Raw genomic sequence first — 11,213 nt, 5'->3', positions numbered from 1 at the left:
ATTGCTCCTTGCAAGGACATGTACATCCATATATTAAACTTGTTGTTATTGCGAGCGGCAGCGAAGCAATCTCCTCGGTATACTTAGATTCGATGCGGTTGCCACGTCGCTGTCGATCCTCACAATGACAAACGTTTGTATTGTAATCCCATTATTCAGTTAGGGGCATTGCACATCTAATCAACACTCCCAACAGAGGCATAAACCACGGCGCATAAAAAAGTGCAATGTTGTATCAACCTAAAGTCGCTACAATATTGCACTTCAAATATAATCAGAACCGATTAAAGAACGTCGTCTGCTCTCTTAGCAACTTCCGGTTCAGCAATGTGCTTTTTAGGGAAGTTGAAAAGTAAGGAGCTTAATACCGGTAACACAAATATGGCTACGGTGAATATGGATACGAACAGGTCTGTTTTCTCCCCTTCTATTGCTTCAGCAATGGGTGTACCCGGATAAAAATGCGTATAAAGTGATGAGGCCAGCTTGATACCTAACACGCCGATCACAATAAATGCGATGCTTTCCAGAAATGTAAATTTCTCCATTAGCTTTACAAAGCCCTGCGCTACGAAACGCATAGCCAGGATACCGATAAAAACGCCGGTATAGATCAGAAAAACGTGATCGGTAAAGGCAACAGCTGCAAATACGTTATCGATAGAGAAAGCCAGGTCCATTACTTCAACCAAAGCCACGGTGGCCCAAAAGTTACCAATTAAGCCAACGGTTGATTTGTAGAACCAACTTTGGCTTTTATCAACGCTTTCTTCTTCCTCTTCTTTGTCCGACGATTTCTTTTTGAGGAAATAGCTTGCCGCTAAGTAAATCAGGTATAAGCCGCCCAGTGGTTTTAACCACCAAACTTTTACCAGCCATGAGGCCAGGAACAAACAAATACCTCTGAATACATAAGCGCCGATGATACCATAACGCAGCGCCTTGTTGCGTTGCTCTTTAGGTAGATCCAAAACCATGGTTGCCAGTACGGCAGCATTATCAACCGATAGCAAACTTTCGATGACAATCAAGTTAAGGATAATGAGCAGGCCGGCCTGAATGTCGTCGCCTAATAAGGTGTGTAAAAAATCCATTGTGTAATAAAGTTACTTTGGTTGTGAAATTACTTAAATGATGTCGGTGTTCAACATCGTTTTTAAAATATTGGTTTGCGCGTCAAAAGCGCTTAGGTTCTGTAAGAAGTTAATGTCTGATATCTTTTTGTAGTGTTCGCCAAGTAACACCCTGATATCATTGGGCATACTGGTTTTGATGGCTTGTATGCTGGCCTGTAAATGGTCGTTCTTATTTTGCAGCTCTTCTACAATGGTTTGGTCGCCCGTTTCGGGCCGGGCCTCGCCAATGGCCTGCACCTCTGCTTCATCACACAACAAAAACAAACTGCGCGATGGGTAGTAGATAAAATAGCGGTCGGTGTCCAAAAACTTATAAATTTCAATTACAACGGTACCGCTTTTCAAACCACAATAAAACGCAGTTTTAAATTCATGCTTACAAAGCAGCCCCATCAGCTTGCGCTGAATAACCGCATGCGCATGGCTATAAACCTCGCTAACCACATACTGTGTTAAACGTGCCAGCAGATCGGCATCTATGTTCAAGAAAAAATCGGCCGCAAAACGTGCGCTAAAAAAATTGATATTTTTGGAAAAAGGATAATCGGAAGTACCATCGCTCAGGGTTTGGTACAGGTGCCTTAATGAATTGTTTATCTTTAACGACTGCTTTTGCTTACCCAGCTCAAAAGCCTCGCGGGTAAGGTGTACATCTTTAATTTGGGCAATTAACTGGTTATTGAGCTCAATTTCTTCATAAAGCAAGGTCACGTTCCGCTCGTTACCTTTTTTGATTTTTTGCAGCAGCTCAATCATGGTAGCTGTAAACTGCAAATGGAAAAGCTCCAGCTTGTTGATGTCCAGATCCTCGCTTTTTTCAAAAAGCTGATGGATGACTTGTGTACGCAGGTAAATACGGTATATAATATCCTCGCCAAAATAAGCAGAAAGCAACTGCAGCTTGCTGATTATTCTGTTTGATTCTTGTAATATGCCTGCCCTATTCTCATCCATCAGTTTGTATTAGCGCGTGTTGGTCACGTTCTTTTTCAGCTCTGTTTCCAGGTTTTGCAGCTCGGTGTTCAGCACCTTGCGGTTTTGTGTGCCTTGCTCGTGAATTTGCTTTACCTCATTTAACGTTTCAATAAGCGATTGTGTTGTACGCTTCAGCGTATCGATTGATACCACTGTTTTTTCGTTTTCGCGTGCTACGTCGATACTGTTCTGTTTCAGCAACTCGGCATTTTTTTGCAGTATGGTATTGGTGGTATCCGATACCTTTTTCTGCATTTCCACATTCTCTTTCTGGCGGTGCAAAGCTACGGCCAAAGTTAACTGGTTTTTCCAAACCGGAATGGTCGTAGTTACAATCGACTGTGCTTTTTCGGCTATCGACGTGTTGTTGTTTTGCACCACTCTGATCTGCGCCAGCGATTGCAGCATGATAAAGCGAACCACCTTCATATCGGCAAGGCGCTTATCCAAACGGTTCACAAAATCGCGCAGGTCGGCAATTTCGTAATCCTGGTAGGCAGCGGGGTTGGCATCCATTTGGGCCAGTTTATCATTCAGCTCATTGTATTTTACCTGGCCGGCGATAATCAGCTCTTCCATTTGTTTGATGTAATTCACATTATTATCAAACATAGTTTGCAGGGCTGCATTATCTTTAATAGAATTTACCCGGCCGGCTTTAATTTTATTGGTAATTTTATCAATATTGTTTACCACCGTATCGTATTTCTGAAAAAGCTTTTTGGCATCAAATACCATTTTTTTCAAGAACGGGATACCGGCAATAAAGCGGCTTAAAGCATTCTGGTTTAGCTCGTCAACATCGATATAATTCAGCTCGGTAAGCAGGTCGTTAATCAGCAGGCCTACCTCGCCCGAATTGTAAGTACGCACCGATGCTAGGAACTGGTTGCTGTACTTCTCCATCGAGTTTTGCACATCAACGCCGTAATTAAGGATGGAATTCACATCAGCCGGATTCAGATCCTTATTAATGGCTTCATATTTTTTTACATCTTCGGGCGTTACCTTTGATATATCTACGTTACCTTCTTTATCAATTTTTCCGCCCGGCGCATTCATATCGGGCATGCTTGGCACAATGGTATCCATGTGATCTCTGTTTTTAGGTTAGATTACAGCATCCGGCTTGTTGTTACAAAGCCATATGCCGTATTACAAAGTATTTAAGCTTTGAATGGGCATTGCATAATATACATTCCCATTCAAAGCTTAAAAGTTTTTTATTTAATTTTTGCTTACAGGTAACGCTGCATTACAGTGTTAACAGTTTCCTGCAACTTTTTATCTTTAGTAGGCTCGCCAATGGCATTGAACTTCCACTCGCCGTTGCGTTTGTAGAACACGCCCATTACCATAGATACGTGGCCGGCAAAGCCAGGGCCGTTGGCAATATCATACTTGGCAAAAACCTCGTTTACGCGCTTTGTTGTACCTTCATAAATACGGATCGACGCAAAAGGAATGGTGCCAAAGTCATGCCCGCGGAAACTGTTAAGCACAAATGCCGCATAAGTGGTAGTTGGCGGCAGTTGGGCCAGGTCAAGCGTAATTACTTCGTTATCCAAGCCGTCATCGCCACCCATATCGCCGGTCAGGTCGTCACCACTATGACGTACGGCGCCGTTTTTCGATTTCAGATTACCAAAATATACAACCTCCTGCAACTGCTTGTTTTCATCAAACAAAGCACAGCTGCCATCCAAATCTACAGCCTCTTTTGAACCACCAAAGCCAAAAAGGCCCTTCTTTTCAATAGCGCCCCAGTTAATACCTACGCAAACATTCTGCAGCTTGGCACCATTGCTTTTTTCGAGGTTGATGCGCTGACCTTTTTCCAGATTTATTGCCATAATGGTTTAGTTGTATTTGTTTAAGTAATCCTGTAATCCGCCTTTCATACCTGCGCCAACGGCTTCAAACTTCCACTCGTTGTTACGCTTGTAAATACGGCCGAACTCTACAGCTGTCTCAATCGAAAAATCCTCTTCCAGCTCGTATTTCAGCAGTTCGGTATTGTTTGATGCATCAACAATGCGAACAAATGAGTTACGGATCTGGCCAAAGTTCTGGCGGCGGCTTTCAGCCTCGTGGATGGTTACCACAACGCAAATCTCGCTCACGCGCGAATCGATTTTTGACAGGTCAACAATGATCTGCTCATCGTCGCCATCGCCATCGCCGGTCAGGTTATCGCCAGTGTGCTCAACGGCACCATCAGGCGATACGAGGTTATTATAAAATACAAAAAAATCGTCGGCAACCAGTTTACGGTTTTCGCCCATAATAAAGATAGAGGCGTCCATATCAAAGGCGGTTCCGGTTGATGAGCTGTTGGTATCCCAGCCCAGGCCAATCACAAACTTAGGTGCATTGATAGCCTGACGCTGTCCTTTTTGCAAGTTAATTGCCATATTGTGCTAATAGTTTATTATTCGTAAATAGTTGATCCTTAATATATTTCAAGTTTGGGCGATAGCTATCCATGGTGTGGTAACCATTACCCAAAGCCATATTGTACAAGTTTAATATAAATTGACGGCTTTGTGCTTGTATAAACACACAAAACGCCTCGTAGTTGTAGTTTAACAGATATTTTACCAAGCGGGTATTGATACAGAAGCTGCCGCTCTTTACAATATCATCCAGATCAAAAATATTGCTCACCTGGTGATAATTCAGGTAATTCTCGATGTTTGGATGTATGCTATCGTTCACCAGTTCGGCAAAGTAGAGCATATAAATGGTATTGTGCAAATCGTAATCGCGCACCATTTTCATGATCATGCGCTCATGGCTGCCGGTAATTTTTATATCATCTAAAAACAGCAATGTTTTGCCGGCAATAAATGCCTTATCTATATGGAAAGAATCGTTACCAATTAAGCGCATGCGCTCCTCGGCGTTCAGTTCGCCGTAATCTTCCTTGTAAGTTATGGTACGGTGTACTTTTGCTTCCTGCACTACGGGCAAATCATTCTCGGCCAGCCAATGGTTTATGCGAAAGAGAAAATAGTTTTTCATGGCATAGGTGGCAGTGGGTATGAACGAGTACGGGCTTGAGATTACCACCATTTGCCCGCTGATGTGACCTTGCTCAAGGTGCGCTTTAATAAACCCGTCGGCCAGAGCCGTGCCGAATGCCTCGGCTACGGTATCGTCACCAAACTTAAAACGGCTATACTGCGCGGGCGAAAAGCCAAAGTTTTCGGTATCGCTTATTTTGTGTAAGGACCAGGTAGTGTTCATGAGTTGATAAGGCTGTATATAGATACGTTGTTGGAATTTATAAGTAAGCTTTGAATACCTACCGACTGTGCCCCGCCTACATCGGCGCGCGGATTATCGCCGATGTGAATTACACGGTTGGGCACTATACCGCCGCCGGTAAGCGGAATATTGATGAGCATGAGCTTGAAAAACTCTTTGTTGGGTTTTGACATGCCCGTTTCATCCGAGTAAAGCTGGAAATCAAAATAGGTATCCAAGTGAAGTTGCTGCAATATGCCGCGCAATGTTTGGCCTTTAATAAAGCCTGTATTGCTTAAAATGCTGATGGTGCTGCCACCGTTTTGCTTGATGTGCTCCAGCACTTTAGGCGTTTTATCACAATAAACCACCGGCAAGTGTTTACTGAGCAGGTGTGTCATTTCATCATAAAGGCCATCGGTATCGAAATCGTGCAGCTGCACATGACCATCGTTCATCATGCTGATCACCATCAGGTACATCTCGTCGGCATCAATATTTTTGCCGGTAACTTCGTTGATGGTATTGCACATCACATCCACCTGCCTGAAAACGGCCGTAACTTCCTCAAGCGATTTATTGCGGTAATTAAAGTTTTGATGGAAAAAGCGTGCACGCTCCTGCTTAAACGCCGGATTGGAACGGATAAGGGTAAGCCACAGATCAAACGAGTAATGCTGGTACTTATTCATGGGCAAACGGCTATTCTCTGTTCCTCATGCCGGGTTAACAGCAGCGTTAACTTGACTTAACATGAGGCAGAACTGCTAATTATTTTAAGGTTTTAGTTGTTGAAGGTAACAGATTTTTTTGTGAATACAATAATTGCGCAGCAACAATATTTACCGGTAGTTAGGTTAATTTAGGCAAGCCTATAAAAAGCAAACCTCCTGAATATTGATATTCAGGAGGTTTCGCTACGGCTGTAGTGGCGTTGCGCTTTACAAGCCGAATTGCCTTAAATGATGATCGAGATGTTTATACATACCCGTACCCCATTCGGCTGGCGTAACACTGCCAAAAAACGGGTGCGGATGCGAGGTACACCTGGTTTCGCCACCTTCATGAAACTGGGTGATAACCTGTAACAGTTTTTTCTTTTCCATTTCAAAACTACGCTGGTCGTTAACTAGAAAGCTTTTATCGGTAGCTGTATTTTTGAAAAATGGCTTCTCGTTCGAGAATATGGGCCGCAAAAACGGTCCCAATATATACCCTACAAACATGCGGGGCGGAAACTTATGTGCGGTAGCCACCTGCAGTGCTGCCGTACAGTGCGCCATCATTTGGGCTGCATTCATTTTACCCCACTGGCGCTGGCTATCAGGCCGCAGGCTTTGCAGTCGCTGGCTTATTTCCTGTAAGGTTGCGGGTTGGTACAAGCTTTTCATCAGAAAAAATTATCAATAATAAATTTAGAAAGCCATCTCCAACTCGTCGGCGCTTGGGCCGTAACTGCCGGGGATAGGAATATTAAGCAAGCGCAAGTAAACGCCCAACTGCGCACGGTGATGAACAATTTGGCTAAAGGTAATGCGTATCATCTCGCCCTTGGTAACCGCAAGGTGAATCTGATCACCGGTGCGCATGGTCCAGATGGGTTGCAGTTGTTCGTCGGTAGCTGCAGCCAGTGTGTTGCGGCCCTCCGCCAGTGATTTTTCAAAATACGCTAACAGTTCGGCGGTGTTGTTTACCGAAGCTGGCTGGTACGGTGCAGAGGCAAAATCAAGCTCGTCCGTAAACAAAGTCATGCCTATCCAGGTGGGCAGTTCGGCAATGTGTACGGCCAACTGGCGAATCGTCATGCTTTTAGCGTGCGGTTTCCAGTCATAACTATCATCCGGAATACGGGATAGCATTTTGCGGGTGGTGTTGGCTTCGTTGTCAAACTCTTTCAGTAATGTTTCAATCATGGTGTTCATCGTTCTATCGGTTTTGTTTATGCTGCAAAGCAACAACCCGGTAGTGACAACCCTATGTCAGCAGTATTAAAGTAACTTGAAAATAATTTGAGCGATGCCAGAAAAGGAAGAGACAATCATATACGCATCATCTAAGCTCCGATAAGTCAGCCAAACCAATTTATTTTGAAATTTGTTATTAGCTGTATGGATAACAAAGCTGTACTTTTAAACGCCAATGATTTGATTACGCAGGGCGATAATGAAGGATTTTTATCCTTTTGCACCGAAGATACCGAGTGGGAGTTTGTGGGCGATAAAACCTTGAAAGGTAAACAAGCCGTTCGTGAGTATATGGAAACCGCTTACCTCGAACCACCAAAATTTGATGTGGAAAAATTAATTGCCGGAGAAGACTTTGTTACTGCAATTGGCAAAATCAGTTTGAAGAATGAGAGCGGAAAAGTAGTTGATTACGCCTATTGTGATGTATGGCAATTTCGCGATGGGAAGCTGGACAAGCTAAAGGCTTTTGTTGTGGAGACGGGATCAAGGTAATTTGTGATTAAAGCCGAATGCCTCAGCATCAAAGCATAAAAGCGGCTTGATGCCGCTTTTATGTCGGATAAGGTTTCTTTCAATCTTACTTCAATCCATAAGTAATATAGCCGCCATCCACCAGTAGCTCGGTGCCTGTAATGAAACTTGCGGAATCAGAAGCCAGAAACAATACTGTTTTGGCAATTTCGTCGGGATCGCCCAATCTTTGCATGGCTGTAGCAGCGGCCAAATGAGGCTTCGCTTCTGCAGGCACAGCATTTTCTAATCCGGGTGTTTGCACCGGGCCCGGACTAACAATATTGACGCGAATTTTTCTGTCGGCCAGTTCATTTGCCGCAATCTGGGCTATTTTGTTTAGCGCGCCTTTAGTTGCAGAGTACACACTGGTTCCCAAATTTGAAGCAGTAGCTACTGTTGATGAGGTAAACACCACGGCTGCCCCTTCTGCCAAATGCGGAATCAGTTTTTGCAGGGTAAAATAGTGCCCTTTCACATTGGTGTTAAACTGAGCATCAAAATCAGCTTCTGTAGCTTGCTCAATTGGGGTAAATACCGCTATACCTGCATTCAGAAAGAGCACATCCAGCTTATTCCCGCTTTCGGCAACGGCATTTTCCAGGATGGTGATATCTGCAAGTTTAGAAGTATCCGAAACTACGGTTCTCAACTTCGGGCTATTGACTTCTGCGGCTGCTTTTTGCAGATTGTCGGCATTTCTGCCTGTAATCCAAACGTTTGCCCCCTCATTGATAAATGCTTTCGCAGTGGCTAAGCCAATTCCTGTTGTCCCGCCGGTTATAACTACATTTTTGTTTGTAAAATTCATGACTTAATTTTTTAAAGTTGACGATGCAAACTTAGGGCAGATAAATTTATTTTAGTTACTTTGTAACGAAAAGTAACAGTAACGTTTGAGTAACCAAGTAACTTATGGCTGACTATGTATGTGTGCCAGGGCACAAAAAAGAAATTATGGCCGTACATGATGCGATGGACGTGCTGAACGGCAAATGGAAAATATCTATAATCTCCTCGATATGCTATTACAGCGAAAGGAGATTTTCGGATATACTGAACGATGTGCCGGGCATATCAAACAAAATGCTGAGCAAGGAATTAAAGGAGCTGGAGCTAAATAAACTGATATCCCGAACTGTATTAGACACACAACCCATCACCGTTCAATATAAACTAACGGAGTATGGAAAAACACTTCAAACCATCATCAATAATCTTGCTGACTGGGGCATGGAACACCGAAAAATGATTACAGGAAAATAATAGTAAATGGAGACAGCTTTAATAATTAAATGGTTATAATAAGGAAAGCATTAAAGGCGGTTGTATAACCTAAGTTAACTCAAGTTGATGTTTTCGATGATGCTTTTAACCTGTTCTTTGAGCGCAATGGGCTTAATGATAGAAGCACAATCGGCAAACATGAGGTACCAGCGGGCAAAGCCCATGAGCGACATGGTCATGAATGACATTTCCACCTCATCGCCTTTATCCACCTCATCAATATAACCGTGATAGTATTTTTGCTCACCCAAACGTAGCGCAGCCTTTTTGTTGACGCGCAGCACTACCGATTCCAGCTTGCGATCTACATAGACCTGATCGAGGTACTCCTTCAGCGTGGGATGGTGGCTGTCAAAGCAATCCTGCGTAATGGCAAGGTCCGTCATGCGGTCGAACCGAAAATCGCGGTAGTCTTGCCGGGTGCGGCAATAGGCAATGAAGTGCCAAAAATTATCCAGGTAAAAAGTGCCAACCGGTTCTACATGGCGCTCAGTATGCTGCTGCCGGTAGTAGGTAAAATACTTCAGCTTCAAAACTTTTCTTTCGGCAATAGCCGTAAGTATAATTTGCATCGGGTTCACCTCGGGTTCAGCGTGTTTGTTGGAGCGGGACTTTAAAACGCTGATGCGATCATCAACACTGGCCAGATAATCTTTTTCGGCATTGCGCAGTACCGATTTAATTTTGAACATAGCCGATTGGTAATGCGTGCCGTTTACCTTATCCGTAAGGCTTTCCACCAGCTTTTCGGCCGTTACAAAGGCCATAGCCTCCTCGCGCGTGAACATTACCGGCGGCAGGCGGTAGCCATCAGCTAATGAATAACCCGCACCAGCTTCGCCTATAACCGGTATACCCGCCTCTTCAAGCGCTTTCACATCACGGTAAACGGTGCGCAAACTGATAGCAAACCGATCGGCAATATCCTGCGCCTTCACAACCCGGCGCGATTGTAACTGGATAAGGATAGCTGAAAGTCGGTCAATACGGTTCATGGCTTAATAGTATGCAGCGCAGCTAAGGTACAAAAGCTACCCGGCATAGCCTTAATCCATTCAAACATTACATTAAACGCCCTGTTAATCCATGCAAATACAACGTGTTATGAAAAGCAGAGCTAACCTGAAAGGCCATCCAATCCACCCCTTATTAATTCCGTTCCCGATAGCCTTTTTTATAGGCACCCTGTTTTTTGATGTATTATCTGCTATTTATAACAACCCCGGCTTTTGGCAAACCGGCAAATACCTAAACATTGCCGGGATAGTGACCGCATTGGCAGCTGCTATACCGGGCATTATCGATTATATTTATACCGTGCCACCACAAAGCTCGGCTAAAAAGCGCGGCGCTACACATGGCATTTTAAATACAGTGGTGGTAGTGTTATACGCTGTAGCTTATTATCTGAAAGAGGATCATAGTACCATCCTGATCTTAGCAATCGAGGCAATTGGCTCTGTTCTGCTTTTTATTTCCGGCTGGCTGGGCGGTACCCTATCCTACCGCAACCAAATAGGTGTTGACCCGCGTTATGCTGACGCCGGTAAATGGAAAGAGGCTTACCTGGATGAAACAAATGGCATCATTGAGGTAGCTGCAACCGACGAGTTAAAAACCGACCAGATGAAGTTATTGCACGTAGCCGGCAAGCGCATTGTGCTGGGTAAAACAGAAGACGGATATGTGGCTTTTGATGACCGCTGCTCGCATAAAGGCGGATCATTGGCGGGCGGCATGATGATTTGCGGCACTGTGCAATGCCCCTGGCACGGATCGCAGTTTGACTGCAAAACCGGGGCGGTAAAAGCCGGCCCCGCAAAGGAGAAGATAGCCGTTTATACAGTGTCCGAAAAAAGCGGCATAGTGTATTTACAACTATAGTTTTTAAGACACTTGCACTGCCGCGTGTACGCCTTTTTAAACAACTTTTAACAGATGTTTAAACGCCTATATAGTCAATTGTCATATTCATATCTGAAAGTGCATCTTGTTAAGGATATTTTAACTTTAACGAACAGTTGGCACACTTGTTGGTCACATAATAGCATAATCCATCCGGCGTATTCAAATCTTTCTCAGAATCAGT

At 44.0% G+C, this 11,213-nt stretch carries 14 protein-coding genes; 3 read left to right on the top strand and 11 right to left on the bottom strand.

Going from position 1 to position 11,213, the window contains the following annotated elements:
- Positions 1 to 284: 284 nt before the first annotated feature.
- The 9 genes from KHS38_RS11250 to KHS38_RS11210 form a co-directional block, all read right to left on the bottom strand.
- A complete protein-coding gene (locus KHS38_RS11250) occupies positions 285 to 1,094 on the bottom strand; it encodes a TerC family protein (protein ID WP_213488642.1) in 810 nt (269 codons plus the stop codon).
- 33 nt (positions 1,095 to 1,127) lie between these two features.
- Positions 1,128 to 2,090: a hypothetical protein gene (locus tag KHS38_RS11245; RefSeq protein ID WP_213488641.1), complete on the bottom strand. Its 963-nt coding sequence runs from the start codon at positions 2,088 to 2,090 to the stop codon at positions 1,128 to 1,130.
- Positions 2,091 to 2,099: 9 nt separating this feature from the next.
- The gene (locus tag KHS38_RS11240) at positions 2,100 to 3,203 is read right to left on the bottom strand and encodes a toxic anion resistance protein (RefSeq protein WP_249665376.1); all 1,104 of its coding nucleotides are present in this window, start codon (positions 3,201 to 3,203) and stop codon (positions 2,100 to 2,102) included.
- A 146-nt stretch (positions 3,204 to 3,349) separates the two neighbouring features.
- Positions 3,350 to 3,964 carry a TerD family protein gene (locus KHS38_RS11235; protein ID WP_213488640.1) on the bottom strand — a complete coding sequence of 205 codons (615 nt, stop codon included), beginning with the start codon at positions 3,962 to 3,964 and terminating at the stop codon, positions 3,350 to 3,352.
- 6 nt (positions 3,965 to 3,970) lie between these two features.
- The gene (locus KHS38_RS11230; RefSeq protein ID WP_213488639.1) at positions 3,971 to 4,525 is read right to left on the bottom strand and encodes a TerD family protein; all 555 of its coding nucleotides are present in this window, start codon (positions 4,523 to 4,525) and stop codon (positions 3,971 to 3,973) included.
- Complete coding sequence (locus KHS38_RS11225) at positions 4,515 to 5,360, bottom strand: phosphoribosyltransferase family protein (RefSeq protein WP_213488638.1); 846 nt, start codon at positions 5,358 to 5,360, stop codon at positions 4,515 to 4,517. Before KHS38_RS11225 ends, KHS38_RS11230 begins: the two co-directional genes overlap by 11 nt.
- Positions 5,357 to 6,052, bottom strand: a complete 696-nt coding sequence (locus KHS38_RS11220) for an HAD family hydrolase (RefSeq protein WP_213488637.1) — start codon at positions 6,050 to 6,052, stop codon at positions 5,357 to 5,359. Before KHS38_RS11220 ends, KHS38_RS11225 begins: the two co-directional genes overlap by 4 nt.
- 249 nt (positions 6,053 to 6,301) lie before the next feature.
- Positions 6,302 to 6,751, bottom strand: coding sequence for a DUF1569 domain-containing protein (locus KHS38_RS11215; RefSeq protein ID WP_213488636.1), 450 nt, complete (start codon positions 6,749 to 6,751; stop codon positions 6,302 to 6,304).
- A 24-nt stretch (positions 6,752 to 6,775) separates the two neighbouring features.
- On the bottom strand, positions 6,776 to 7,282 hold the full coding sequence (locus KHS38_RS11210; protein WP_213488635.1) for a DinB family protein: 507 nt from the start codon (positions 7,280 to 7,282) through the stop codon (positions 6,776 to 6,778).
- A gap of 186 nt (positions 7,283 to 7,468) precedes the next feature.
- On the opposite strand from KHS38_RS11210, the gene KHS38_RS11205 reads away from it, so the two are divergent.
- Positions 7,469 to 7,819: a nuclear transport factor 2 family protein gene (locus KHS38_RS11205; RefSeq protein ID WP_213488634.1), complete on the top strand. Its 351-nt coding sequence runs from the start codon at positions 7,469 to 7,471 to the stop codon at positions 7,817 to 7,819.
- Positions 7,820 to 7,904: 85 nt separating this feature from the next.
- On the opposite strand, the gene KHS38_RS11200 is transcribed toward KHS38_RS11205, so the two are convergent.
- Entirely contained in the window at positions 7,905 to 8,648 is a 744-nt protein-coding gene (locus KHS38_RS11200) for an SDR family oxidoreductase (RefSeq protein WP_213488633.1), read from the bottom strand.
- A gap of 104 nt (positions 8,649 to 8,752) precedes the next feature.
- Between KHS38_RS11200 and KHS38_RS11195 the strand changes: the two genes are divergently transcribed.
- A complete protein-coding gene (locus tag KHS38_RS11195; RefSeq protein ID WP_213488632.1) occupies positions 8,753 to 9,103 on the top strand; it encodes a winged helix-turn-helix transcriptional regulator in 351 nt (116 codons plus the stop codon).
- 74 nt (positions 9,104 to 9,177) lie between these two features.
- Here the strand turns inward: KHS38_RS11195 and KHS38_RS11190 are convergent, their stop codons facing one another.
- Positions 9,178 to 10,119 (bottom strand): helix-turn-helix transcriptional regulator, encoded by a 942-nt coding sequence (locus KHS38_RS11190; RefSeq protein ID WP_213488631.1) that lies wholly within the window; start codon positions 10,117 to 10,119, stop codon positions 9,178 to 9,180.
- 109 nt (positions 10,120 to 10,228) lie between these two features.
- On the opposite strand from KHS38_RS11190, the gene KHS38_RS11185 reads away from it, so the two are divergent.
- A complete protein-coding gene (locus KHS38_RS11185; RefSeq protein ID WP_213488630.1) occupies positions 10,229 to 11,008 on the top strand; it encodes a Rieske (2Fe-2S) protein in 780 nt (259 codons plus the stop codon).
- Positions 11,009 to 11,213 lie beyond the last annotated feature (205 nt).

This window comes from Mucilaginibacter sp. Bleaf8, from assembly GCF_018390515.1.
GTDB lineage: Bacteria > Bacteroidota > Bacteroidia > Sphingobacteriales > Sphingobacteriaceae > Mucilaginibacter.
This window is presented reverse-complemented; position numbering and strand designations above follow the sequence as displayed.